Raw genomic sequence first — 23,836 nt, 5'->3', positions numbered from 1 at the left:
CCTACTCCTCGACCTTGGCGGGAAAGGCCGCCGGTGCATTGGCCGGCGATGCTTTAACCGGGGCGGCCGATGGCGCTGCGGTAGGCGGGGCAATCGCTCCACCATTGGCAGGACCAGTGGCCTTCACTGCCGATGGTGTCGGCGCTTTCGCGGTTTGGGCGAGACGCGCCTGAACTTCGGCGCGGATGGCATCGATGGCATTGCCGGACCCGCGCGCAGCGGCCTTGGCGCGCGCTGCCGCGACGGCTTCGGGCGTCGGCAAGGTTGCCGGTGCGGCGTCGGCCGGAGCGGCGATGGGAGCGTCGCGACCATCGATGAGGGGAGCAGGAACACCGGGTGCGGGCGCTAACGCCGCGCTGGCAAGGCTGACCGCTCGGCCCACGACTTGCTCCCCCAAGTTGGGCTCGCCCGATGACAGCTGCATCCAGGCGCCATCGTCGACCACCGCGTGAATGATACGCGGCTCATGGAGATTACCGCCGCCATCGACGAAGGACGGGAACACGACCTTCAACACCCGGCGCTCGCGATGGATCATGCCATTACCGGAAGCAGCGAGCCTGCCCGAACCGGAGGGGGTGTAGGCTGCTGTGACAGGCTTGGCCGCGGCGGGTTGACGAATATACGGCCCCGCCGGCGAATGTCCGGGCGTCATGGGCCGGGCATTCTGGATCACCGACAGTGCCTGATCGTCGATCAGGGTCGAAGGCGCGCAGGTCCCGCCCGGCGCGCTGCATGCGAAGCTTCCCTTGATGTTGCCACCGAACAGCGAAGTGCAGGCTGCAAGCTGGGTCGCGGCGAGCCCGACCGCGGCAATGCTCGCCGCCCGGGCCAGACCGCTTGGGGCGCGATGCTCAGCGAGCATGCCAAGGCGCACGGCAAGGCGCCAGAACGCGAGGCCGGATCCGAGCGAGATCGTCTCGGAGTTAAGGCTGGCATGGCCCGCCGAGCGGGCCCAAGCGCGTTGGCGCAGCTTTGTCAGTTCGAAAGGCGTAAGGTCCCGGCCGATTGGCGGCCCAAACGCGAGCACGAGATCCTGCCACAGCCGGATTGCCTCGCACCGGCTCAACTCGGCGCGCGGCAACGAGATTGCCCCGCGCGAGCGCCGCGCGACCGCGCGCACCAGGTGCGCTTGGCTCTTCGGGTCAAGCGCGGTCACGACTTGGCGCCCTTCAGCCATTGCTCGAGCACCTCGCGCGGGCGGAAGCCTTCGATCACCGCGCCGTCCGAACGGACGATCACCGGGGTCCCGGCCAAGCCCTGTTCACGGGCGAAGCGCTCGTTGGCATCGAGCGGGGAGGTGTCGCAGGTGCGCGTGTCGGTGATCGGCGTGCCGGCATAGGCGGCTTTGACGGCTTTGCGCCGATCGCGCGCGCAGAACACCTGGTTGGCAAGATCGCGGCTGCCGAGCACCGAGATCGGCCGCTCGATCACGCGCACATTCATGCTTTCAAGCACGCCCGACAGCGCCCGGCAGTAACCGCAGCGAAAATCGCTGAACACAGTGACCGACGGACCCGAGCTTGCTCCCCAGACAATGCCGCCCGCCTCGGGCAGTGCGGCGAGCGACATCATCCGGGGGGCACCGCTCGCCGCCGGCGTGCTGACGCCGCGGCGGGGGGTCTCGACTTCCTGTGCTTCCTGCTTACTGCCCGCCGCGCCGCCAACGAGGAGATCGGGATTGACCTCGAGCAGCCGGACCGCGGTCAGGTCCTGGCGCGTCTGCATGTCGTAGACACGCCCGATGAGCAGGTAACGTGCGGTCCTGTCGACATAGAATAGCTGCGATCCGGCTGTCACTTCGCAGACCCCGTCGACCAGCTGGCAATTGACCCGGCTAACCTGGGTGCGCGGCAGGCGCTGCTTGAGAAGCGTCGTGACGGCTTGGTCGGCCTCGGACGGCGCGTGAGCGCTATTTGGCGCGGCGTCCCCGGCGCCCGCAGCATTGGCATTTGCCCAGACCAGCGATCCGCCGCTGCCGAGCACGATTGCGGCCAGCGGCATCAGGGTTTGGCGAAGGCTGGGTCTGCCCAAGTTCAGTGATTTCAGCTTCATTTCACCCTCCTCATCCGTTGATGAACACGCCTTCGAGAAACACGATTTCGACATCGATCCCGGTCGGCATTTCGATCACGGGCTGGTACTGCTCGGCCCGCTCGATCAGATATTTGCTGACCATGTCGCCCGAGGTGGCGATGCCTTCGCCGAGGCCGCCTTCGAGAATGTCGCCGGTGCCAAGCTTCTGGCGCTGGCCGTTCACGCTGACGTTGGTGCCGGTGAGCGTCGAATTGGTGTTGGCGGAAAATCCGCGGCCAAACCCGCCTGCGAGCCCTGCGAGGAAGGCCTGGCCGATCAGCGAGCCTTCGCGGCTCACCACCCTGCCCCTGACCCCGGTTTTGCCGCCAAAGGCGATGAATCCCTTCACGTCAGAAACCGCGTAGCGCCCATTCGGCTGCGGGCAGGTCATCCGCTGCAGCTTGACGTAGACCTTCTCACTCGAGAGGTCGCCGCGCGCCGCGCCGTTGACCAGGCAGCCCGCGATATTGGTCGTGAGCAGCCGCCCGTTGTCGTAGACCGAGCGCGCGGGGCCAGTGATGCGCAGCACGACTGGCAAAGGATCGGTCTGGCTCTGGACGCCGGCAGCGGCATCGACCCCGACGATGACCTTGGCGACCGCGATCGAATTTGGCGGCAGATAATTGGCGCTGTCGGTGAATACGGTGTTCCCCTTGGGCACTGGACTTCCCGTCCCGCTGGTGCCTTCGCCAAACGAGACCAGGCTCACCTCGCTGCCGCGGCCTCCTGTCATGCCAGCTGCTGTCATGGCCGCCTGACCGGCAGGGGTGCCCGGCGCGCTCTGGTAGCTCGGCGGACTGGTCCGCCCATAAAGCGCATTGGGTCCTGCCGAAGTCGCGCCTGGTCCAACAACAGGCTGGCCCATGATTGGCGACTGGCGCGCGGCGGCGAGCGCGGCCTTCAACTGCTCGTTTTCGTTCTGGTAGGCCGACAGCACCCGTTCAGTATCGGGCGAAATGCCTGCTGCCCCGCCGCTGCCCCCGCTTCCGCTTTGGGCCTGGCTTTGGGCAAGCTGTGCTTCCAACTGGTCGGCACGCTGCGCGCGGGCGGCGAGCGCGCGCATGTTGTTGTCCATCGACATCATTTGGGCCTCGGACTGGGCGCGCCATTCCTTCTCGGCCATGTTCTTGTTGACCATCTCGTCGACCGAGACGTCGGCGACCTGGCGCTTGACGTTGCCGTCGCCGCTCTTGTTTTCGCCTGCGAAGATCCACGACGAACCGATGATCAGGGCGGCGAGCCCGCCGGCACCGAGCAGCAGCATCTGCTTCTTCTTGACCGCCTCGTTGGCGACAATCGCATCACCAAGCGGCGACGCATCGCTGCTGTCCGGATCGCCGCCATGACCATCAGCCGAGGGACCATCGAGCGCCTTGGGGCCTTTGCGGAACGGGTTCTTCCAGTCCATCACTGGCCTCCATTCGATTGGATGAGGTAGACGGCAGCCGACTGGCCAGGGGCGAGTTCGCTGACCGGGGTCATGAAGGCGACGCTGCCACGGCCTGCGAGCAAGTTCTCATCGAGCGGCATAGGACCCTTGCCCATGTTGCGAACCTTGAGGATCAGGCCCTTGAGGTCCGCACCGCGATATTCGCCGACTTGCTGGACCTCGAGTTTGCCGACTGCGACCGGCTCGAGCACGCTTTGCCGGATCTCGAACCCTTCGATGGTCTCGCTGCGATACATGGCCTGGGCGAGGCGTACTGCGGTGTCCTCGGGCGAGGAGCGCACTTCCCAGTCTCGCGCGGCTTCGGCTTTGACTGCAGTGTTGGTGACGAACACCTGCTCCGCATCATTGCCCCGAACCTGGCAGAGGAACTTGTAGACGAAGCCCTTGCGGGTCGTGCCGAAGAACGAGAGGTTGGGCTTGGTGAAGCCATCGGGCACCGAGATGTATATGTCGCCGCGCACTGGCTCATTGACGATCTTGAAGTCCTCGGCCGGATTGCCGGTGGTGATCTTGGAAACCGAGGCGAACTGGTCGCCGGCGAGGCTGATGCGGGTCAGGTCCTTGGCCGAAGCGGTGCAGGCAACCGTGCCGTTGTCGGCCGCCGGGATGCTTTGATCCGCCATCGCGGGGCTTGCCGTCAGGCAGAGCGCGCCAAGGCAGATGAGCGCCGCGCCCACCGGCCGCCCCGCAATCGCCAAGGGGCGTCCTGCCAGCACTGTCCCGGCGCTGATCGCGCCCCAAGCCAGAACGGCCATCACTCGTCTCCCCCATCGGTGCTGTTGTTGGCGCTGGCGCGTCCGATGACTTTGCCCGCTGCATCCTTGGAGATGCGCCCGAATCCGGCGAGCTTCAGGCTGACGCCCGAGTAGCTCCACACGTAACGGAAGGTCCGGGCTTCGGAGGTGACTTCCTTCGAACCGACAACCGTGTGCAACACGCCATTCACTTCGCTGGTCAGCGCATCGGGATCGACGGAGAGGTTCTCGATCGTGAAGAACTGCGAGACATTCGAGCCGTTCTGCTCGTTGAAGATCTTCATTAGCTCGGACTTCATCCGGCCGTGGGTTCTGGGATCGGTGATTTCGAGGATCGAATCCATCCAGTATTGGAGGTTCGAGGGCGAACGGTTGAGCGTCAGCAGCGCGGCATCGCGCGTGACCAGCTCGAGGTAGTCCTTGTCGACGTGGCTTGATGACAATGTCAGCGGCTTGGCGAGCACCGGCTGCAGGACGACCTCGCGGTCGCGGCGCGCGGCGGTCAGCGTCAGCACGACGCTTAAGGCAAACAGGCCCGTCGCTGTGATGGCCAGCAGGTTGCGCTGCTTCAGGAGCCGCTGCGCCTGGCCGTGAGAAATCGAAAGGTCCATGACTGTGCCGTCCTCAACCCGCCATCAGGCGTAGATGGGAGGGCGGCGTCGCTCTCAGCCCCATGAAGGCACCGGGCAGGTACCAGTAGGCTGAATGGATGATCCACGAGACGGCTCGTCCCGCCTTCAACTTGCGCAATCCCCACCAGGCCAGCACGCTTGAAATCAGACCGATGAAAATATGTTGAGACAGGATGCCCCACGCGAACGGGATGATCATTGCGAGGAACTCATCGAGTGTCCAAAACCCGATCAGCTCCGGATCATCGAGATGCGCGGGAACCGTGTAGCGATTCATGAGCGGCACCGCCCTCGGTGATGTCCGACCGGATGCACGGATGCTTTGTCCGGACGGAACGGGGTAGGAGGTCAGATCGTCGCGGTGACCGCGGCGGTGACGATGGGCACGCCCGTGCCGGCGCCGACGCCCACCCCGACGGGGATTGCGACCTGGCCAAGGCTGAAGCGGCCCGAGGCAAGCCCGACGATCCCGCCAGCCAGGCTGAGCACGGTGATGATCTTGCCGCCCGAACCTTCGAGGAAGCCGGTGAACGAGGTGAGCGCGGTGTTGAAGGTCGTGTCCGCACCGGCCATTGCGACTTCGCTGCCGAGCAGGCTGGCGACCGCAGCGACTGCGGCCCCCTGGATGAGCGCGGCGCCCTTCCCTTTCATCGTGAGTTTCATATTCGTCATGTCCTTATCCAAACACCGTGGTTGTCACGGTCTTCAGAATGAACAGATCAGCGCTTCAGGTAGCAATTAAGAGGCAGTTTAGGCACGCAAACGAATCGCAGGATTTCCAAATTGCGGACTTTGGATCATTTATTATTTCCCCATAAGGGAAATGCGTTTGCTGTTGGGGTAATCGCGTTTCCCTTATGGGGTGATGTTGTTTCCCCGCACGGGAAACCCAATTGCCGGGACGGGAAATTGATAGTCCGACTCGAAGCCCCCGCCCCGGATTCGCCAAATTTACAATTTTGGATCATTGTGTCGGCCGACACATGCCCCGGATAACCCGTCAATGGCCGCAGGAACGCGCAACGTCCGTATATTCGTGAGCCAACAGTGCTTTGAACTGCTGGTGGATGCGATGGCTGCGTTTTCCAAGCAAACCCGCCGTTTTCAGACGATGCGGATGACCGTTCAGGCTGCCTGCGCAAGGCTAAAACCCCACGGGATTTCTAGGTTCGAGCTTGAAGAGTTCCTTGCCGAGCATCCCGTCGAAGGCGATATCCGTATCCATCTTGAGGTCACACCTGAGTGGTCAGCTGATTACGATATGATGCGAGCCAAGATGAAGGATATCAGCGAAAAATCCGGTACCGATAAGTCTCTCGTCCCCTTCGTAGTATACCTCGCGGTGAAGCATAATCTTCTATAAGTAATTTCCGCAGGCGAATTGCGCGCTTCTTAAGACTCTTGACAGCTTATGCCATCCCATAGACGTTTTGCCGTGGGAGGAAGGGAGCATGCCTCACAGGAACTTGACGCCTGAGACGGTCTTCAAGCCAAGCAGCCCGCCGGGCAGTGAACCCGTCTTCGCTTTTGCCAGCCCCAACCCGGGAGGGTGTGAGCAGGATCAATACAAGCAGCTCATCAATGCCGAGCTTGCGCGCCAGGGCATACTTCCTGCGCATCTCGCCGATCGTATGCGTCTCTCGCGCCCCAAGCTTCACAAGATCCTCAAGCAGACCAATTCTCTTACCGACGACCTGCGTGACCGCATTTTTGACGAACTTGGAATGGACCACGTTCGCGCCAAGATTAGCGTCGCCCTGCTCCACGATCCGCAGGCCTATGCGGAACAATCCGTCTTCCTGGCAACAGAGAGCCTTAAGAGCTTCTACCTCGAGGTACTGACCTGCCGGCGAGGCTCGATCGAGGTCGATCTGCGGCCGGCTGTAATCCACGAAGCCGCGCGCCGTGCATATGACTTGCTTCTCTCGCACCAGGAGCGCGTCATGCAGAACAGCCAGACCCTTCAGGCCTGATCGAGTACACATGGGGCCCGAGAACATCGCAGCGTGGACCCATCTCTATGCCGCGGTTGGGCTGCTCGCCGCGATTTGCTCGGGGTGTGCGCTCCTCAAGACGATCTACGACATCCGCATGGGAGTAATCGTGCCGCCGACGGGGTCAGTGCTGCGCTGGCTGCTGTGGTTCCCAAAAGTTTGGCTACATTTTCAACTTAGCTACCTCTGCGGGTTTCCAAGCATTCTGGCCATCGCCGTTCTGTATGCGCACTATATCGGGTTTACCGCATTCGTGCCCTCGTAGGTCATGAGGGAAACCTCGCGGTAACCTGAGGCTCGTACTGCGATATTTGCCGCCGTAACCCGCGCGGCAACGGCGGAATTTGGGCTCCCAAGTTCTGTGAGGCGCACCCAGTTGGTTGTGATGGCCTGCACGTAATTTCGGGTCTCCGGGATTGCAGGAATGTTGCCCAGCGCGAGTGAACGACGTTCCGGTCCCGCATTGTAAGCAGCCAAGGCCAGATCGACGCGTCCAAAGCGATCAAGCTGCTGACGAAGGTAGCGTGCCCCCGCCCTCATGTTGGCCAGCGCATCCCAAGGGTTCCATAGCTCTAGATTTCTCGCTGTTCCCGGCATGACCTGCATCATGCCCATCGCACCCGCCCCACTTAGTGCCCAAGCCTTGTATCCTGATTCCTGAGCAATGACCGCGTCGAGAAGGCTCTCAGGAAGTCCGTTTTCGCAAGCTATTGCGGACACCGCTGCAAAATAAGCTACTCGGCGGTTCTCCACCTCAGGAGACAACCACCAAGTCGGGCGATACCCATTCTGCAGGCACGATGACGAGGTGGAAGGCGCCATGATCGCCGGATGTTTCGGTTCGAAAAGTCCTGACGGTTCGATTCCGCCGAAAGCGTGGGTTCTCTCACTGACGCGGCGCGCATCGGCCGGCTCAACCAACCCTTCAAAGTGGGTGCTCAACGCGACTCCGACGGCCCGCTGCTCATTGTTGGCGGTAGCGGCAAACGGAGAAAAATGGACAAGATCGACTTCCCTAGCCTTCGCGGCCGAGACGCAAATCATTGCGGCAACGACGATCAAACTACAATTGGATGAAATCACGACGCACCCTTCCAAGGTGGCGTGCGAATCTGATCGGGAATGCGCGGGATCAGAAAATCAAAGATCGAAAGCAGAGTCAATCTCTGCGTAAACCCATCAGGCGAGCCAAACAGCGCCTCAACGACAGATGTGTCGCGCTGCCTAGAGATGGAGCAGATGATCGGAAAAGTGTTTTTTCGGCATCAGCGAGCCTCTCTTCTGGACGCTGCTTGGCCCCGGACGTTTGCTATCACAAGAATAAGATATCGTCGCCTCGCAGACCCGGAAAATCGAGCAGCTGAACAGAACTTTGACGCGCCAAAGGCAACTCTACGAGCTGCTTCGCCCCTCAATGACTTGCATAAATCCGCGTCCCGCCGCCACCAAAGGCGATGACGTTGTATCGCTGGGCCGGAACGCCCGGAACTTCCATTCCCGCAGACCCCAGAGGCATCCCCGCAACAGCCAAGCCCTTAACTCCGGCAGGCCGCAGCTTGAGCACCCGCTGCATGTCGGAAACTGGCACATGGCCTTCAAAGATCATCCCGTCGATAATGGCGGTGTGGCACGATACCAATGCGCTCGGGACGCCGGAATTGCGTTGGAAGGCCACCCTGTTGCGATCATCGATCACCCTCACATTGCGACCAAAGGCCTTTTTCACCTGCGCCGCCCACTTTTCGCAGCAACTGCAACCTGGATCACGGTGCATCACCACATCACTTGCGGCAAGCGCGGGGCTCGCAAGCAAAGCCAAACCCAGAATTATTGATTTCACTTCGTACCTCCAATCATTCGTGATCCATTAATTACAAAAACAACTTTCACCTTGAACTGGGTCAAATTGTCGCCCGGCGCCTTCTTATCTTGATCGGGAATCGCATGATGAGGAGCGCGAGGCCGGTGAGAGCAAAAATCATGCCCGAGGCAGCGAATGACACCAGCCAGATGTTGTTGAAATTGTCGTGCTCCTTCCAGTCCATGATGTGCAAGCCCCACAAGAAGTCGTAGACTCGCCAGGTGCTGGTCCGGACCGCGAGGATCCTCCCGGTCTCACCCGAAACATAAACGTGCGTTGTACCATCGATGGCAACTTGCCAGGCGGGTAACGGTCCCCGAAATTCCGGTGAAAGGTCCTCGACCTGGGTGACTTTGAGCGCAGGGTTTCCGCCACCCTTCCAGCTTTCCCGAGCTATTTCAGCCGCCTGATCCATAGCGATCCTTGGCATTCGGACGCCGGTGGACGGATCGAACAACAAGGTCCTTCCGTTTGTCTTCGCTTCGGCCATCAGGCGGCCGTGGTGCATGCGAAGAGTAAGCTCCTCGACTGGGCCGGGTATAGTGCTCAGCAACTCGCCAAGCGGGCGCACAGCCGAAATGCCAGCAATTGGCGACTGTTGGGCCTTGCGATCGACAAGGTGTTCTCCGCGCACGCGCTCTATGGGCAAAGCGCTCATCACAAGGCCGCTCGTCATCCAGATGAGGACCTGCAGTCCAATGATCAGCGACAGCCATTTGTGCATGCGGCTGGCTGTCAAATGCACTCTGGTACGAAGGGATCTCATGAAAATCTGACGTCCTGTTGTCGCGGCTTGCTCAAATGGTGGCCCGGTTAAGTCGAAGCGCATTCGTCACGACGCTAACGGATGACAGCGCCATCGCTCCCGCCGCAATCATTGGTGAGAGAAGGATGCCGAACAGCGGATAGAGAAGACCTGCCGCCACCGGCACGCCGGCGGCATTGTAGATAAAGGCAAACACCAGATTCTGGCGGATGTTCGACATTGTCGCTTGGCTCAGGCGGCGGGCGCGAACGATGCCCATAAGATCGCCCTTGAGCAGCGTGACGCCGGCACTTTCGATGGCGACGTCAGTCCCTGAGCCCATGGCGATCCCAACGTCGGCCGCCGCAAGCGCCGGGGCATCATTCACGCCGTCACCTGCCATGGCAACCACGCGGCCCTCGCTCTTCAAGCGCGCGACAACAGCGCTCTTCTGATCGGGGAGAACGTCCGCCTCGACTTCGTCGATCCCGAGCCTGCGCGCGACCGCCTCTGCCGTGGTCCGGTTGTCACCCGTCAGCATGACCACGCGGATGCCTTCGCGGCGCAAGGCATCAAGTGCCTCGGGTGTCGTCGGCTTCACCGGATCGGCGATCGCGATGGCACCAGCGGCCTGTCCATCAATCCCGACAAAGATAGCCGTCGCGCCCTCGCGTCGCAGATCGTCCGCTGCTGCCGTAAGCGCAGCCGTGTCGATGTTCTGCTCAGTCAGGAAGCGTGCGTTGCCGAGCACGATCCGCTTGCCCTCGACTGTGCCCAGAGCGCCGCGCCCGGTGGGGGAGTCGAACTCGGCGACCTTGGCCAGCACGAGACTGCGCGCCTTCGCGGCCTCGACGATGGCCAGCGCAAGCGGATGCTCGGACGATTGCTCGACCGCCGCAGCAAGACGCAGAACGTCCTCTTCTGTGTGACCGGCTGAGGGCACAATCGCAGTGACCGCAGGACGCCCCATCGTAAGCGTCCCGGTCTTGTCGACGACAAGCGTGTCGACCTTTTCCATGCGCTCCAGCGCTTCGGCATTCTTGATGAGCACGCCAAGGCCAGCGCCTCGTCCTACGCCGACCATGATCGACATCGGCGTGGCGAGGCCAAGTGCGCAAGGGCAAGCGATGATCAGCACAGCGACCGCCGCAACCAGGCCATAGGCAAAGCGCGGCTCTGGTCCCCAGATGCCCCATCCCACGAAGGCAAGAACGGCGATAGCAATCACCACAGGCACGAACCAGCCCGAGACCTGATCGGCCATGCGCTGGATCGGCGCCCGAGAGCGCTGCGCCTCGGCGACCATCTGGACGATGCGGGCGAGCATGGTATCGCGGCCAACCTTCGTTGCGGCAATCACCAATGCGCCAGTCTGGTTGAGCGTCCCGCCGATAACGGCGTCACCCTTAGCCTTGGTAACGGGCATGGATTCGCCGGTCACCATGGATTCATCAAGCGACGAGCGGCCGTCCTCGACAATTCCGTCGACAGGCACCTTTTCGCCAGGACGGACACGCAAGCGATCACCGACCCCTATAGCTTCGAGGCTGACCTCCTCATCGCTGCCATCGGCAAGAAGGCGTCGCGCGGTCTTGGGAGCAAGGCCCAACAATGCCTTGATTGCGCCAGAAGTGCGCTCGCGGGCCCTGAGTTCCAGGACCTGGCCCAGGAGTACCAGCACGGTGATCACCGCGGCGGCTTCGAAATAGACGGCAACACTCCCATCGGCATTGCGGAACGCCGGTGGGAACAACTCAGGCGCAAGCGCCGCGAACATACTGTAGACCCATGCGACCCCGGTGCCCATCGCGATCAGGGTAAACATGTTGAGGTTTCGGGTCTTGAGCGATGCCCAACCCCGCACGAAAAAGGGCCAACCCGCCCAAAGCACGACCGGCGTAGCCAACACGAGTTGGATCCAGGTCGAGAGCCGCATCGGTACGATGTGATGAAGCGCGGGGAAAATGTGGCCGCCCATCTCCAGCACCAGCACGGGCAGCGCCAGTATAAGGCCGATCTTGAACCGCCGGGTCATGTCGATCAGTTCGGGGCTGGGCCCGCTGTCGAGACCGACTTCGGCAGGCTCAAGTGCCATGCCGCAGATCGGGCAAGCCCCCGGGTGATCCTGCCGCACCTCGGGGTGCATCGGACAGGTCCAGATCGTCCCAGCAGGCGCATCGACGGGCTCGGGTGGTGTCAGGTACTGCTCGGGATCAGCAACAAATTTGGTGCGGCACTTGGCGCTGCAAAAGTGCCACTCTTGATCACCATGATGTGCATGATGAAGGGTCGCGGACGGGTCGACAGTCATCCCGCAAACAGGATCACGTACAGAATCCGGTTGGAGATTTGCAGCGATTCCATTGTCGCCATGCTGATGGCCGCCAGATTGATTAGGAGTCATGTGTCTGTTCTCCAGCTGCCGCGCTCATCAGAAGGCATCACGATGCTACCGGCGTTGTGTTCGGTGCCAACGTCCCGAGCCATGCTACCAGGACCAGTATCCCGATCCCCAAGCCAAATTCCAGAACAATGCTCCGTCGCAGCGGCTTTAGCGCTCGCTCAGGATCACCATTCTCGACGGCTGCGGAGAGGGCCGGCGTGAGCCGCAACCGGTTCACTCCGGCCAACCCGAGCATGCCCACAAACAAGGCCATCTTCAGGGCCAGCAACTGGCCATAAGGTGCCGCCAAAGCGGCCCAGGGATCTCCGTCGCGCAAAATGAAAAAAGCATTTGCGAGACCCGTCAGCAGTAAAATCACAACCAATGAAGATCCAACAGTTGCAAAGTCGGCAAGCACCCTGCACGTCTGCCTTGCCTCGTCAACTTGACCACTTCCCGCGCGAAACAGCATCCACAAGAATCCTGCCAATGCGCCGATCCAGGTGGAGGCTGCGAGGAGGTGAAGTATGTCGGCTGCCAAATGTACCCATCCGACCGTCCCATCGGTCGCCGCACCGTGACCGGACCAGGTTAGGGTGGCCAAAGCCACCCCGCTTGCCAATGCCTGGACCGCCGAACTGGACAAACGCCACAGGGCGGCTGCAACAGCCATGATAATCACTGCCAATAGAGCGGCGAGGCGGACCTTGAGTGCCAGACCTAGAGCTGTTTCCCCAAGCAGGGATTGAACAGTGGCCTTGTCCACCTCGGCAAACGGTACACCGGCCATGCTGCTGACTTGCACGGCGAAGCCAAGAACCGACAGCGCCGCCGCCGAAGCTGCGACGATCAGCAATGCCACCGCATGTCGGACATTTGCATCGGACGGGCGATCACTGCCGAGTGACAGGCGCTTGAATGCGGTCAGCCCGAACAATAGGCCAAGACTTACGAACAGCGCCCATCTCAGGGCTATGATCCCCCAGTCCTCCACGCGATCAGCGCACAGTAAAAGCGAGAGTGCCGTTGATGCGGTGCGTATCGCTCGAGACGACGTGCCACTGCACGCTATAAGTTCCTGCCATGAGGGGCCGCCCGAATGTAGCGACCAGGGTCTTGCCATCCTCGCTGACCGAGGTCTTGTATCCGGTCATTTTCATATTGTGGTTGGGCATGCCTGGCATGCCGGTCATCGTGACTTCCATGCCCGAAACAGCGGCGACAAGGCGCTCGCTGAACGTCAGGGTGATGCGATTGGTCGGGGCGGTGGCGGCCTTGTCGGCCGGCTGTGCCGTCACGAGCTTCGGATGGGCGAGCGCCGGCGTGGCAATCGCGGCTCCGGCGACCAGGACGCTTGCAATCAAACTGCGAAACTTTTTCATGAATGGCTCCTTCGCGGGCTCAGGTTGCCCGTGTTGAATACGCGCCGCGCTTGGACACCCCTCAAAAATTTCTGCGTCCATATGAGGGCATTTCACCTTTGCTGCGTATTCAACCATGGATATGGGAGAAATGAGCCATGACGGACCTTGATCAACTTCTGGAACGACTGCGCAACGAGCCGCCGCCCGCGCGCCTCGCGTTGATCGACGACGCGGTCATGACGGAGCTCGCCAGACGGCGGGCCATCGTTCCCATCAACCGTACGGGCCTCAGCCTCGCGGCAGCGATCGCTTTGTTCATCGGGGTTGGTGGTTCGATGTTGTCCGGTGCACCTGCCGACGCCGCACCCATTTCCCCTCTCGGCGTTCCGGCCGCTTTGGCGCCTTCAACCTTGCTGATGTCGCGCTGACATGGCTTGGCGAAAGACCCTCGTTTTCGCGCTTGTTGCATTCGCATTCGCGGTTATCGGGGCACTTGCGGGTCAGGCCTTGATCCGAACTGCCTCGCCGGAAAGCGAGTTGCACGAGATGCTGCACCACCAACTCGAACTCGATGCCAAACAGGAAGCGCAGATCGAAGTAATCGAGCAGCGTTTTGCGGTGCGTCGCCAGGCTTTGGAACTGGAACTTCGCGCGGACAACGCACGTCTCGCCGAGGCGATCGAGTCCGAGCATGGATATGGCCCAAAGGTGTCCGAGGCAATCGACCGGTCGCACGATGCGATGGGGCAGATGCAGAAAGAAACGCTTGAACATATCTTTGCGATGCGATCCGTCCTGACCCCGGAACAGGCGGCTAAATTTGACCGGGCGATCGTCAAGGCGCTCACAGGCAGGGAGCGGTGACAGGGCAACTCACTGAGCTTGAAGATCAGGACTTGGCTTCGTTAGCCATCGGCGGAAACCAGACCGCTTGTAGCGAGCTTGTCCGCCGGCATCGTGATTGGGTGTACAGGCTTGTTCGCGCGCAGATCGGCGATGCGGATGAAAGCCTGGATGTCACACAGGGGGCATTCATCGCGGCGTTTGGCGCCCTTGACCGCTTCGATCGGGCGCGCCCTTTCAAGCAATGGCTGGCTCGTATTGCTTTGAACAAGTGCAAGGACTGGAGGCGGCGTGCGCTGGTGCGCAGGTTTATGCTTGCAGCAGCCCCTTTGACGGAAGCTGAAGAGGTGGCTGATCCGGCTCCAGGAGCTGACATAGCGGCCTCCGACCGATCCGAATTAAAAGTGACCCTGAAGGCAATTTCCGAATTGCCCGCTTCATTGCGCGAACCCCTCATCCTCCGGACCATTGATGCGCACACACAGGCGGAAACCGCGCAGATCCTGGGGTTGAGCGAGAAGGCTGTCGAAGCGAGAGTTTATCGGGCGCGAGCACGCTTGATGGACAAACTCAAAAAAATTTGAGGGGTTGAGCAACGGGCTGCGTATTCAATGACAGCGGCCCCGATCTCATAGGCAGAAACACCCTCATGACAGTCATTGTCGGACGTAGAGAAATCCTTCGTGGCTCAGCCCTGGTGGGAGGAAGTATCGCCCTTGCCTCCTTCTTTCCGGCATGGGCCAAACCTGTATCTTCCGGCATCGCAGCGCCGCTTCCCACCGTCAGCGGTGAAGACATCAAGCTCACAATCGCCCGCCAATCGATGATGATTGACGGGAAGGCGTTCCGCGCGATCGGGGTGAACGGCACGGTTCCAGCGCCCCTAATCAGGCTGCGCGAAGGTCAGCGGGTGCGGTTGCACGTCCACAACCAGCTTGAGGAAGACAGTTCGATCCACTGGCACGGTCTGCTCGTTCCACCGGAACATGATGGCGTGCCCGGGGTGTCATTCCCCGGGATCAAGCCAGGCGGAAGCTATCTTTATGAGTTCGATGTAAAGCAAAACGGCACTTACTGGTACCACAGTCACTCGGGATTGCAGGAACAGGAAGGCCATTACGGACCGATCGTGATCGATCCGGCGGGGGCGGATCCTGTCCAATATGACCGGGAGCATGTCATAGTGCTTGCGGATCATAGCCCGCTTACTCCTGCTGCGATCTTCCGTAGGCTGAAGGCCAATCCGGGCCACTTCAACTTTCAACGTCAGACTTTGTCAGGCCTGCTCGGAGGGAAGGATCAGCCCCTCAAGGAGCGTCTCGACTGGGGTCAGATGCGCATGGATCCGGCCGATATTTCTGACGTGACCGGCTCGACCTATACATTCCTGGTCAACGGGCATGGACCGGAAGACAATTGGACGGCGCTCTTCAAACCGGGCGAGCGCGTGCGCCTGCGGGTAATCAACGCGTCAGCCATGACCACCTTCAATGTCAGAATTCCGGGTCTCTCCCTGCAAATTGTACAGGCTGACGGGCAAAATGTCATGCCTGTCGACGTCGAAGAGTTCCAGATCGGGGTTGCTGAGACTTATGACGTAATCGTCCGCCCTACAGCGGACTTGGCCTATACCTTTGTCGGCGAAGCCGTTGATCGTTCCGGCATGGCCCGCGCTACATTGGCCCCGCGCCCGGGCATGAGCGCTGCGGTTCCGGCCCTTCGCAAGCGCCCATTGGCGACGATGAAGGACATGGGAATGGACATGCCCGGCATGGGGGGGATGGACATGAAGGGTCGCGGGGTCGACCCAACCGCCGAACAGAACGCGTCCGCAAGTCTGGCAACGGCTGCCGCCGTTGCCGAATCGGCCATGGCGATGGGGAGCGCAAGTGAACCATCTGCCGCCGCGGACATGTCGGGAATGGATCACTCCTCGATGGCCGGCATGGACCATGGCAGCATGGCGGGAATGGACGGAGCGGCGTCCGGGGTGGTGGACCATTCAGGCCATCAAATGGGATCGATGAAAATGCGCGACTTCGGCAATGCGCCGCAAGTGAAGCGCGATCCGGGAGTTCAGACAATTTCGCCCATGCCAGTCGATCGGATGGGCGACCCGGGACAAGGCCTGGAGGACACCGGCCACAAGGTTCTCGTCTATACGGACTTGATGGCGCTCGAGCGGAATCCCGACGTAAGGGCACCGTCACGCAGCCTCGACATTCATCTGACCGGCAACATGGAACGCTTCATGTGGTCGTTCGATGGCCAGAAGATGTCTGACGTCCACGAACCCATTCCCTTTACCGAGGGCGAGCGTGTGCGCATCAATCTCATCAATGACACGATGATGGCGCACCCCATCCATATTCATGGACACTTCTTCGAATTGGTCACCGGCCATGGCGACCGCGCGCCGCGAAAGCATACAGTTATCGTGCAACCTGGCGGGATCGCCACTTGGGACTTCACAGCCGATGCGGTCGGGGACTGGGCATTCCACTGTCATCTCCTTTACCACATGCATGCTGGCATGATGCGCGTTGTCAGTGTCCGTCCCAAGGGAGACGCGGCATGAGCACGCTTCGCACAGCATTGATAACGGCGGCCACCTTAGGCCTGTCCGTTCCGGCGTGGGGACAGGACCATTCGATGCACAACATGCCGGGCATGGAAATGCCGGCTCCAAAAAAGGCAGCCCCAAAAAAAGCCAAGGCGTCTCCCGCAAAGCCAAAGCGAGCGACGCCTGCCCCCGCCCAGAAACCCCCGGTACCTGCAGCCCTGCCTGCGGCCCCTGAGGTCGATCGCAGCAAAATGAACCACGGACCAACAAGCGACACCGTGATGGACCATGGGGCGATGGGCCATGGGACAATGGGCGAAATGCCGATGCCAGCTGCGGAAGGCGAAGCGGCCCCAGAAGGCATGGCCATGTCGGGCACTGCATTGCCTGCTGGAAGTGCGCCGCCACCCCCTGTCCCAACGGATCGCTATGCCGACCGTCAATTCCCTCCCGACGAAATGGCGCGCGCTCATGCGGAAATGATGAAGGAGAGCGGGGGGCTCAATTTCGGCGCGGCATTTCTCAACATCGCAGAATATCAGGCTCATCGCGGCCGTGATGGCTATCGATGGGATGGTGAGGCCTGGTACGGCGGCGACATCAATAGGCTGTGGATCAAGAGCGAAGGTGAAGGCGAGCTTCGCCGTGGTCTGGACAGTGGCGAAGTGCAACTTCTGTACAGCCATGCCATCGACCCCTACTTCAATCTGCAGGCCGGTGTACGGCAGGATATAGGACCATCGCCGCGCCGCACCTATGCAACCATTGGTTTTGAGGGCTTGGCTCCCGGGATGTTCGAGGTCGAAGGCGGCGTCTTCCTGTCGAACAAGGGCGAGGTCATTGGGCGGGTCGAAGGCTATTACGACCAGCGCATCACGCAGCGCCTCGTTTTCCAGCCACGCGTCGAGATCAATTTCTCCGCGCAGGACATTCCGGAGATTGCGATTGGCTCTGGCCTGTCAAATGTCGAACTCGGCGCGCGGCTCAGATACGAGATCAAGCGTCAGTTCGCGCCCTACATTGGCGTTTCGTATTACCGCAAACTTGGAGACACAGCCAGCTACGCGAGGGCTCGCGGGGAAGATGTTCACGCCACAAGCTTCGTGGCGGGCGTCCGGTTCTGGTTTTAAACTGGAGGCGAACAAAGGGGCATGGATGAAATTGCCGGCGGCAATGCGGAACTGAGCGATCTTGTGCGCCTTGCGTTTGCGCAATCGGCGAAGCACGTTCAGCTCATTCTCGATCCGCACGGAAAGATCCTCGCGCTCAATGGCGAAGGCCATCGAGCGGACCAATGGGCGTCTGCCGAGTGCGTGGGCAGCTCGCACGAATTGTTTTATTCATCTGAAGAAAGGGCCGCGGGCCTGCCGGATATTGATCTGGTCACAGCGGCGCGCGAGGATGGCTACGAGCGGGAAATGTGGCGTTTGCGGCGCTCGGGGACCGAATATCTGTCGCGAATGACGATTACGGCCTTGCGACATGAGAACACTCTGCACGGCTTCCATGTCATTGCCCGGGATATCACGCACGAGGCGGCCATTCGCGCGGTGAACGACACGCGTGAGCAGCACCTCCAGTCGATCCTGGATACCGTCCCGGACGCGATGATCGTCATCGACGAACTCGGACTGATCGTATCCTTCAGTGCCGCCGCACAGCGCCTCTTCGGATATGAAGAAAGCGAGGTCGTGGGCTGCAATGTGAGCTGCCTAATGCCTGCGCCCGACAAGGAGCGGCATGACGACTATATCCGGCATTACCGCGAAGGAGGAGAGCCTCGTATTATCGGGATCGGACGCACGGTGACAGGCCGTCGTCGTGACGGAACAGACTTTCCCATGCATCTCTCGGTCGGCGTCGCCGGGCATGACGGAGACCGCGTCTTTACTGGCTTCATCCGTGATCTCTCTGAGAAAGAACGCGACGATCTCAAAATGCGCGAGCTGCAGGCCGAACTGATCCATGTGTCGCGGCTCAGCGCGATGGGGACCATGGCATCCACCCTGGCGCATGAACTGAATCAGCCGCTAACAGCAGTTGCCAATTACCTTGAGGAAACGAGAGACATTCTCTCCGATCCTCAAGGCACCCCGATGGCCATAGTTCAGGAGGCACTGTCGGAGGCAGCCAAGGAGACCTTTCGGGCGGGTTTCATTGTCAGGCGTCTGCGGGAATTTGTCGCTCGCGGTGAAGTCGACAAGAACGTTGAGGATCTAAGCCAAGTTATCGACGACGCAGCCCAGCTGGCGCTTGCGGGCGCCAAGGAAAGGGGTGTTCGCACGCTCGTGAATCTTGATCCGCTGGCCAAGCATGTATTGGTGGACAAGGTCCAGATCCAGCAAGTCCTGGTCAATTTGCTCCGAAACGCTGTCGAAGCTATGGCCTCGTCAACAGTACGGGATCTTCATATCGCAACATGCAAGCGTCCCGACGGATTCATCGAAATCAGCGTTCGGGATACCGGGTCGGGTGTCGCCGCCGAAATCAGACCTCGCCTTTTCGAAGCCTTCGTCAGCAGCAAGATTGACGGGATGGGGCTGGGGCTATCGATTTGCCGAACGATCGTTGAGGCCCACGGTGGACGCATTGCAGCAGAATATCCGGACGATGGCGGCACCATTTTCAAGTTCACCCTGATCGATGCCGATGCGGAGGAAGATGATGAACGCTGACCGCGTTGTGCACCTTGTGGATGACGAGGAGGCAATCCGGAAATCAGCCGGGTTTGTACTCTCCCGAGCCGGCTACAAGGTTCATCCCCACAATTCTGGCGTGGAGTTTCTCAAGCAAGCAAAACACGCTCCAATTGGCTGCGTTTTGCTGGACGTGCGGATGCCGGACATGGATGGGCTCGAGGTTCAGCGGGTGATGGCCGATCGCGGGATCAACATGCCGGTGATCGTTCTGACCGGACATGGTGATGTAACCACGGCTGTGCAGGCCATGAAGGCCGGCGCCGTCGAGTTTCTCGAAAAGCCTTTTGAAAAGGCCTCACTACTCGATGCTTTGGAGCGCGCATTCGGGCGACTGGAGCAGCATGACACGCGTGAAATTGAAGAGCGGGAGGCTCGCACCAAGATTGCAGCGCTGACACCGCGCGAACGGGAAATTCTCGAAGGCCTCGCCAAGGGCTACCCGAACAAGACGATTGCATATGACCTTGGCTGCTCGTCCCGCACGGTCGAAGTGCACAGGGCGAGCCTGATGCAGAAGCTGGACGTCCACAGCCTTTCCGATCTTCTGCGAATAGCGATTGCAGCGGGCCTTTAGCGGATTCGAGCCGCGGTTGCGATATCTACGTACGGACTGCTTTCGCGCACTCTGCGACTGTCGCTGGTATCGATTTTCACAATCTCGGAACCCATGTCCGACGGACTCATCAATCTCGACGTTAAGCGGCTCAAGGTTCTCGTCACCGACGATGAAGCTGGCATTCGCCGATCGCTGCAACTTTTGCTGCACGCGAAGGGCTACGACGCGCACTGTTACACCACCGCGTCTGCCTTACTGGCAGATCACGAGGCGCGCTCGGCCGATTGCATCATCGCCGACTACAACATGCCTGATATCGATGGCCTCAGTTTACTCCAAGCGCTCCGGAAAACCGGCTGGCACGGGGACGCCATCTTGATTACGGCCTATTGCAGCGATGACCTGACGCGGCGCGCCAAGGCTTGCGGATATGCCGAAGTTATCGCGAAACCCTTTATCAGGCGGCCCATCCTCGACGCACTGCAACGCTTCTGCGAATGTCGTCAGGCTGGCGATTGTGCGCATCAAGGCGGCGGTTGCGCACCTGATTGCGATTGCTGAACGCGCCCCGGACTTATCCGGTTGAAGTATCCTTGCGCCAGACGAGTGGGAGCGCAAAGAGCAAGACCGTACAAACGGCGATAATGCTCCAGAGGACAGTTTTGTGCCATTCGCTGCGTAGGAATGCCGTCGCGATTGGAACGCCCACTTGGCTAATGCTCGCAAAGCCGTGCTGAAGGCCAAGTCTGAAGCCCGAACGGCTTCTAGAAGTGCTGATCCAGAAGCTGGCAATCAGTCGCAAAGTCGCTGCACTCCACCCCGCAGCAAAGATTGTGGCCGCAATGGCAGGGCCAGTGCGCGCAGCGGAGAATTGCCAAAGCGCGACGCCTTGTACGATCAACATCACCGCCGCGAGGGCGACAGGCCGATCTACAAGCCAGTTGAACCGGGCATGGAAGCCTTGGGCACCCAACATGGCCAGACCGCAAAGACTTAGCATCCATGCGATATGCTCACGCTGGAACAGCGCATCGGGGCGATGCAGAACAAGGCTGAGATGAATGGCTGCGAGGCCGCCCGTTCCGGTGATTGTAAGACCCAGCAACAGTAAGACGAGCAACGTCGAATTGTCATTTGTGGGCAGGTCGTCGTGGGGCACTCGACAATAGTGGCTCTCGGACGATCCAACCATCACCACGGAGCCCACTAAGCCTATGCCGATACCGAAAGCCAGAAGCGGCAGCTCGGGTAATATCCGTGCCGATCCCTCGGCAAGGAGGGGACCCGCAAAGTCTCCAAGGAACAAGGAGGCTGTCAGTATCGTAAAAAGGCCCGCCTTCTCATGCGGATCGCAGGCGACTTGATGGCCGACCAGAAGGCAGAGCGGAACAATCGCGCCAAAAGCCAATCCCGCGACGGCACGCAGACCATATAACACAACAAGTGACGTAGCACCGGTGAGCGCCGTGGATATCGCCAGCGCCATGACTGCAAAAAACAGAAACAATTGGAATCGGTAGCGGTCGGCAAGTGCCCCGGCGAAAGGGGCCGCGATCATGCCGCCCAGCGGGAAAATGGCGCTCAGAACGGCCACGTGCATCGCGTGATTGATCGCGCCCCTGCCCCCAAGTTCCTGGTCAACAAGGTCAGGGAGCCAGGGGAGAAATGCCGTGTTTGCCGCAGCTGCCGCACCTACTGCCAGCATTGCAGGAGCCACGGCTACTTTCACGGATCGGCGGGGCGGACTGTCAGTGTTCAGACGGGTTCCAGTATGTGCAGAGAGCTTGGGACCTCCCCTTACCACCACAAACGCAGACCAGCTACAAACCGGTGCTCGCCTGGTCCTTCTCCACGCGACCGCCTGAAATCAGCAGTGCCCCCGAGAGCTCGTTCCCAGACATAGCCGATGTACGGTGCGAACTTGCGCGAAACCTCGTAGCGCATACGCGCGCTCAATTCGACGTTGCTGAACCCGCTGCCCAACTCGCGATCTAGGGATTGCTTGCTATAGACATTGGCCTCGACCTGAGGGGTGAGGATCAAACGATTGGTCAGCAGCGCTTCATAAGACAACTTGGCACGAGCCGCCAAGCGCCCGTCCGAGCCTACATAGCCCGTCAACTGCACATCAAACCAATACGGGGCCAAACCCTCTACGCCGGCAGCAAGCCAGGTAGTCGCTCCCTTGCCGATATCCTGGCGCACACCGACCAACGTTCCCCAATAAGGCCCGGTCGAATGCCACCAGAGGGCTTCGGCGCTCGATTCGGGATCAAGCCGTTCTTCCTTGCTATTTTTGAGGCCCTGAGACCTGAGCCATAATTTGTTGCTGTCGGTTCCATTGGTCACCAGGACCGACCAACCGATACCCTGACCTTCGTTGCCACTGGCAAACTCCAGTTCGTCTACAAGAACTTTCGGGATCGAGATCTGATCGGCCATTTCGTAGTTGGGCAAAGTCGAATTGCGGTAGCCGTCAGAATAATCGTCGGAGTTTCGCGCGTCCGCAGGGGCCTTGCCGCCCTGCATCCCGCCCATCTCCATTTTCGTGGGAGCAGCGGGCATATCCATGCCCTGCATGTCTCCCGACATATCCATTCCGGAATGATCTTCCTTCGGCGCAGGAGGAGCTTCCTGTGCGGCCGCAGGAAAGGCTGCGGCGAGGCTTGCGATAGCGGCAAGAACAACAAGGTTCGTTGTGGTGCTCATGCGACGACAACCTCGCGGAACATGCCGGCAGCCATGTGGTAAAGCAGATGGCAATGGAATGCCCATCGGCCGATGGCGTCTGCGGTTACGCGAAAGCTCAGGCGCTGCGCAGGCTGCACAACGATCGTGTGCTTTCGCACCTGGAACATGCCCGCCGCGTCCTCCAGGTCACTCCACATCCCGTGAAGATGCATGGGGTGGGACATCATCGTGTCGTTCACGAAGGTGACCCGCAGGCGCTCGTTTGGGCGGAAATGCAATGGCTTGGAATCGTTGAGCTTGATCCCATCAAGCGACCAAATGAACTGCTCCATGTTACCCGTCAGGTGCAATTCGATATCACGTTCAGGCTCGCGGGGATCAGGGTCTCCATTCGGGCTCTTGAGGTCGGCATAAGTGAGCACGCGCCATGGACGACCGCGCAATCCAGCGCCGGGATCGTCGAGATTGGTGCGCGGATAATCCACCCGCATGTCATTGTTGGCGCCATACTCGGTGCGCGCATGCTTCGCCAGCGGCGGCATCTCCATCATGCCGTGACCAGTGTGTCCGCCTGCCATTGCCGCCATCGCGCCCATCATATCGATAGGTTCCAACCAAGGGCGCTGATCTAGGGCAGGAATCGGGCCGGTCATGCCCGGTGAGGGCGCGATCGTGCCCCGCGCAAAACCTGTCCGGTCCATCGATTGCGCGAAGATCGTGTAAGGCTTGGCATCGGGCATGGTAAATTCGACATCATAGGTCTCGCCCGGCGCGATCCGGAATTCGTCGACGGTGACCGGCTCCACGTTCTGGCCGTCCGTTGCAACGATCGTCAGGGGCAATCCGGGAATGCGTACGTCGAAGAACGTTGCGGTGCCGGCACCGACAAAGCGTAAGCGTACCCGCTCGCCGGGGCTGGCCACCCCAGTCCAATTGCCTGCCGTCGTCGTTCCGTTCAAAAGATAGGTATAGGTAGCGGCCGAAACGTCGCTGTAGTCAGTCGGGTTCATCCGCGACGCATTCCACATCTGCCGCTTCTTGATCGCCGCCGCGAGTCCGACTTCCCTGGCATCCTTGACGAAGTCGCCGACAGTGGGCTGTCCGAAATTATAGTAATTACTCTGCTTCTTGAGATTGAGGAACACCTGCAAGGGCGGCTCATCGGTCCAGTCGCTCAGCATCACGACATAGTCTCGGTCCGGAGGCCTGACCTGACTTTCCCGT

General features: G+C 60.5%; 26 protein-coding genes. 10 read left to right on the top strand and 16 right to left on the bottom strand.

Features of this window, described 5'->3' with window-relative positions:
- Position 1: 1 nt before the first annotated feature.
- The 7 genes from SX1_RS23540 to SX1_RS16665 form a co-directional block, all read right to left on the bottom strand.
- A complete protein-coding gene (locus tag SX1_RS23540) occupies positions 2-1,159 on the bottom strand; it encodes a hypothetical protein (protein ID WP_255209783.1) in 1,158 nt (385 codons plus the stop codon).
- Complete coding sequence (locus SX1_RS16690; RefSeq protein ID WP_019053915.1) at positions 1,156-2,055, bottom strand: DsbC family protein; 900 nt, start codon at positions 2,053-2,055, stop codon at positions 1,156-1,158. Before SX1_RS16690 ends, SX1_RS23540 begins: the two co-directional genes overlap by 4 nt.
- A gap of 10 nt (positions 2,056-2,065) precedes the next feature.
- Positions 2,066-3,484, bottom strand: coding sequence for a TraB/VirB10 family protein (locus SX1_RS16685; protein ID WP_019053914.1), 1,419 nt, complete (start codon positions 3,482-3,484; stop codon positions 2,066-2,068).
- Positions 3,484-4,281 carry a type-F conjugative transfer system secretin TraK gene (locus SX1_RS16680; protein ID WP_019053913.1) on the bottom strand — a complete coding sequence of 266 codons (798 nt, stop codon included), beginning with the start codon at positions 4,279-4,281 and terminating at the stop codon, positions 3,484-3,486. Before SX1_RS16680 ends, SX1_RS16685 begins: the two co-directional genes overlap by 1 nt.
- A complete protein-coding gene (locus SX1_RS16675) occupies positions 4,281-4,892 on the bottom strand; it encodes a type IV conjugative transfer system protein TraE (RefSeq protein ID WP_019053912.1) in 612 nt (203 codons plus the stop codon). The genes SX1_RS16680 and SX1_RS16675 overlap by 1 nt, the downstream gene beginning before the upstream one ends.
- A 13-nt stretch (positions 4,893-4,905) precedes the next feature.
- Complete coding sequence (traL, locus tag SX1_RS16670) at positions 4,906-5,190, bottom strand: type IV conjugative transfer system protein TraL (RefSeq protein ID WP_019053911.1); 285 nt, start codon at positions 5,188-5,190, stop codon at positions 4,906-4,908.
- Between the two features lie 71 nt (positions 5,191-5,261).
- On the bottom strand, positions 5,262-5,576 hold the full coding sequence (locus SX1_RS16665) for a hypothetical protein (RefSeq protein ID WP_026149846.1): 315 nt from the start codon (positions 5,574-5,576) through the stop codon (positions 5,262-5,264).
- Between the two features lie 340 nt (positions 5,577-5,916).
- On the opposite strand from SX1_RS16665, the gene SX1_RS16660 reads away from it, so the two are divergent.
- Both SX1_RS16660 and SX1_RS16655 read left to right on the top strand, forming a co-directional pair.
- Positions 5,917-6,276 (top strand): hypothetical protein, encoded by a 360-nt coding sequence (locus SX1_RS16660; protein ID WP_019053909.1) that lies wholly within the window; start codon positions 5,917-5,919, stop codon positions 6,274-6,276.
- Positions 6,277-6,364: 88 nt separating this feature from the next.
- Positions 6,365-6,886, top strand: a complete 522-nt coding sequence (locus tag SX1_RS16655; RefSeq protein ID WP_019053908.1) for a hypothetical protein — start codon at positions 6,365-6,367, stop codon at positions 6,884-6,886.
- A gap of 252 nt (positions 6,887-7,138) precedes the next feature.
- On the opposite strand, the gene SX1_RS16645 is transcribed toward SX1_RS16655, so the two are convergent.
- From SX1_RS16645 to copC, 6 genes are all read right to left on the bottom strand, one after another.
- Positions 7,139-7,969: a lytic transglycosylase domain-containing protein gene (locus SX1_RS16645; RefSeq protein ID WP_026149845.1), complete on the bottom strand. Its 831-nt coding sequence runs from the start codon at positions 7,967-7,969 to the stop codon at positions 7,139-7,141.
- A 349-nt stretch (positions 7,970-8,318) separates the two neighbouring features.
- The gene (locus SX1_RS16640; RefSeq protein WP_019053906.1) at positions 8,319-8,681 is read right to left on the bottom strand and encodes a DUF411 domain-containing protein; all 363 of its coding nucleotides are present in this window, start codon (positions 8,679-8,681) and stop codon (positions 8,319-8,321) included.
- Between the two features lie 127 nt (positions 8,682-8,808).
- On the bottom strand, positions 8,809-9,492 hold the full coding sequence (locus SX1_RS16635) for a PepSY domain-containing protein (RefSeq protein WP_019053905.1): 684 nt from the start codon (positions 9,490-9,492) through the stop codon (positions 8,809-8,811).
- A 73-nt stretch (positions 9,493-9,565) separates the two neighbouring features.
- On the bottom strand, positions 9,566-11,917 hold the full coding sequence (locus SX1_RS16630) for a heavy metal translocating P-type ATPase (protein WP_081609973.1): 2,352 nt from the start codon (positions 11,915-11,917) through the stop codon (positions 9,566-9,568).
- A 37-nt stretch (positions 11,918-11,954) separates the two neighbouring features.
- Entirely contained in the window at positions 11,955-12,890 is a 936-nt protein-coding gene (copD, locus tag SX1_RS16625) for a copper homeostasis membrane protein CopD (protein ID WP_019053903.1), read from the bottom strand.
- A 4-nt stretch (positions 12,891-12,894) separates the two neighbouring features.
- Positions 12,895-13,278, bottom strand: a complete 384-nt coding sequence (gene copC / locus SX1_RS16620) for a copper homeostasis periplasmic binding protein CopC (protein ID WP_019053902.1) — start codon at positions 13,276-13,278, stop codon at positions 12,895-12,897.
- 137 nt (positions 13,279-13,415) lie between these two features.
- On the opposite strand from copC, the gene SX1_RS16615 reads away from it, so the two are divergent.
- From SX1_RS16615 to SX1_RS22830, 8 genes are all read left to right on the top strand, one after another.
- The gene (locus SX1_RS16615; protein ID WP_019053901.1) at positions 13,416-13,688 is read left to right on the top strand and encodes a hypothetical protein; all 273 of its coding nucleotides are present in this window, start codon (positions 13,416-13,418) and stop codon (positions 13,686-13,688) included.
- A 1-nt stretch (position 13,689) separates the two neighbouring features.
- Complete coding sequence (locus SX1_RS16610; protein ID WP_019053900.1) at positions 13,690-14,124, top strand: Spy/CpxP family protein refolding chaperone; 435 nt, start codon at positions 13,690-13,692, stop codon at positions 14,122-14,124.
- Positions 14,121-14,687, top strand: a complete 567-nt coding sequence (locus SX1_RS16605) for an RNA polymerase sigma factor (RefSeq protein ID WP_019053899.1) — start codon at positions 14,121-14,123, stop codon at positions 14,685-14,687. Before SX1_RS16610 ends, SX1_RS16605 begins: the two co-directional genes overlap by 4 nt.
- Positions 14,688-14,752: 65 nt before the next feature.
- Complete coding sequence (locus SX1_RS16600; protein ID WP_019053898.1) at positions 14,753-16,681, top strand: copper resistance system multicopper oxidase; 1,929 nt, start codon at positions 14,753-14,755, stop codon at positions 16,679-16,681.
- Positions 16,678-17,796 (top strand): copper resistance protein B, encoded by a 1,119-nt coding sequence (locus tag SX1_RS16595; protein WP_026149841.1) that lies wholly within the window; start codon positions 16,678-16,680, stop codon positions 17,794-17,796. Before SX1_RS16600 ends, SX1_RS16595 begins: the two co-directional genes overlap by 4 nt.
- 21 nt (positions 17,797-17,817) lie before the next feature.
- Entirely contained in the window at positions 17,818-19,341 is a 1,524-nt protein-coding gene (locus tag SX1_RS16590; protein WP_019053896.1) for a PAS domain-containing sensor histidine kinase, read from the top strand.
- Positions 19,331-19,939 (top strand): response regulator transcription factor, encoded by a 609-nt coding sequence (locus SX1_RS16585; protein ID WP_026149840.1) that lies wholly within the window; start codon positions 19,331-19,333, stop codon positions 19,937-19,939. The genes SX1_RS16590 and SX1_RS16585 overlap by 11 nt, the downstream gene beginning before the upstream one ends.
- Positions 19,940-20,032: 93 nt before the next feature.
- Positions 20,033-20,482: a response regulator gene (locus SX1_RS22830; RefSeq protein ID WP_019053894.1), complete on the top strand. Its 450-nt coding sequence runs from the start codon at positions 20,033-20,035 to the stop codon at positions 20,480-20,482.
- Between the two features lie 13 nt (positions 20,483-20,495).
- Here the strand turns inward: SX1_RS22830 and SX1_RS22825 are convergent, their stop codons facing one another.
- From SX1_RS22825 to SX1_RS16565, 3 genes are all read right to left on the bottom strand, one after another.
- Positions 20,496-21,626 carry an MFS transporter gene (locus SX1_RS22825; protein ID WP_019053893.1) on the bottom strand — a complete coding sequence of 377 codons (1,131 nt, stop codon included), beginning with the start codon at positions 21,624-21,626 and terminating at the stop codon, positions 20,496-20,498.
- Between the two features lie 92 nt (positions 21,627-21,718).
- Positions 21,719-22,519, bottom strand: coding sequence for a copper resistance protein B (locus tag SX1_RS16570; RefSeq protein WP_019053892.1), 801 nt, complete (start codon positions 22,517-22,519; stop codon positions 21,719-21,721).
- 107 nt (positions 22,520-22,626) lie between these two features.
- Positions 22,627-23,836 (bottom strand): multicopper oxidase domain-containing protein (locus SX1_RS16565; protein ID WP_019053891.1); only part of this gene is annotated, 1,210 nt, incomplete at its 5' end.

Origin of the sequence: Sphingobium xenophagum NBRC 107872, assembly GCF_000367345.1 — a bacterium.
In the GTDB taxonomy this organism is placed as follows: domain Bacteria; phylum Pseudomonadota; class Alphaproteobacteria; order Sphingomonadales; family Sphingomonadaceae; genus Sphingobium; species Sphingobium xenophagum.
This window is presented reverse-complemented; position numbering and strand designations above follow the sequence as displayed.

Excerpts from the sequence above, each read along its gene's own strand:
- SX1_RS16690 (WP_019053915.1), bottom strand. The coding sequence starts at position 2,055 with ATGAAGCTGAAATCACTGAACTTGGGCAGACCCAGCCTTCGCCAAACC.
- SX1_RS16685 (WP_019053914.1), bottom strand. The coding sequence starts at position 3,484 with ATGGACTGGAAGAACCCGTTCCGCAAAGGCCCCAAGGCGCTCGATGGT.
- SX1_RS16680 (WP_019053913.1), bottom strand. The coding sequence starts at position 4,281 with ATGGCCGTTCTGGCTTGGGGCGCGATCAGCGCCGGGACAGTGCTGGCA.
- SX1_RS16675 (WP_019053912.1), bottom strand. The coding sequence starts at position 4,892 with ATGGACCTTTCGATTTCTCACGGCCAGGCGCAGCGGCTCCTGAAGCAG.
- traL (WP_019053911.1), bottom strand. The coding sequence starts at position 5,190 with ATGAATCGCTACACGGTTCCCGCGCATCTCGATGATCCGGAGCTGATC.
- SX1_RS16665 (WP_026149846.1), bottom strand. The coding sequence starts at position 5,576 with ATGAAACTCACGATGAAAGGGAAGGGCGCCGCGCTCATCCAGGGGGCC.
- SX1_RS16660 (WP_019053909.1), top strand. The coding sequence starts at position 5,917 with ATGGCCGCAGGAACGCGCAACGTCCGTATATTCGTGAGCCAACAGTGC.
- SX1_RS16655 (WP_019053908.1), top strand. The coding sequence starts at position 6,365 with ATGCCTCACAGGAACTTGACGCCTGAGACGGTCTTCAAGCCAAGCAGC.
- SX1_RS16640 (WP_019053906.1), bottom strand. The coding sequence starts at position 8,681 with ATGCACCGTGATCCAGGTTGCAGTTGCTGCGAAAAGTGGGCGGCGCAG.
- SX1_RS16635 (WP_019053905.1), bottom strand. The coding sequence starts at position 9,492 with ATGCACAAATGGCTGTCGCTGATCATTGGACTGCAGGTCCTCATCTGG.
- SX1_RS16630 (WP_081609973.1), bottom strand. The coding sequence starts at position 11,917 with ATGACTCCTAATCAATCTGGCGGCCATCAGCATGGCGACAATGGAATC.
- copC (WP_019053902.1), bottom strand. The coding sequence starts at position 13,278 with ATGAAAAAGTTTCGCAGTTTGATTGCAAGCGTCCTGGTCGCCGGAGCC.
- SX1_RS16615 (WP_019053901.1), top strand. The coding sequence starts at position 13,416 with ATGACGGACCTTGATCAACTTCTGGAACGACTGCGCAACGAGCCGCCG.
- SX1_RS16610 (WP_019053900.1), top strand. The coding sequence starts at position 13,690 with ATGGCTTGGCGAAAGACCCTCGTTTTCGCGCTTGTTGCATTCGCATTC.
- SX1_RS16600 (WP_019053898.1), top strand. The coding sequence starts at position 14,753 with ATGACAGTCATTGTCGGACGTAGAGAAATCCTTCGTGGCTCAGCCCTG.
- SX1_RS16595 (WP_026149841.1), top strand. The coding sequence starts at position 16,678 with ATGAGCACGCTTCGCACAGCATTGATAACGGCGGCCACCTTAGGCCTG.
- SX1_RS16590 (WP_019053896.1), top strand. The coding sequence starts at position 17,818 with ATGGATGAAATTGCCGGCGGCAATGCGGAACTGAGCGATCTTGTGCGC.
- SX1_RS16585 (WP_026149840.1), top strand. The coding sequence starts at position 19,331 with ATGAACGCTGACCGCGTTGTGCACCTTGTGGATGACGAGGAGGCAATC.
- SX1_RS22830 (WP_019053894.1), top strand. The coding sequence starts at position 20,033 with ATGTCCGACGGACTCATCAATCTCGACGTTAAGCGGCTCAAGGTTCTC.
- SX1_RS22825 (WP_019053893.1), bottom strand. The coding sequence starts at position 21,626 with ATGCTGGCAGTAGGTGCGGCAGCTGCGGCAAACACGGCATTTCTCCCC.
- SX1_RS16570 (WP_019053892.1), bottom strand. The coding sequence starts at position 22,519 with ATGGATATGTCGGGAGACATGCAGGGCATGGATATGCCCGCTGCTCCC.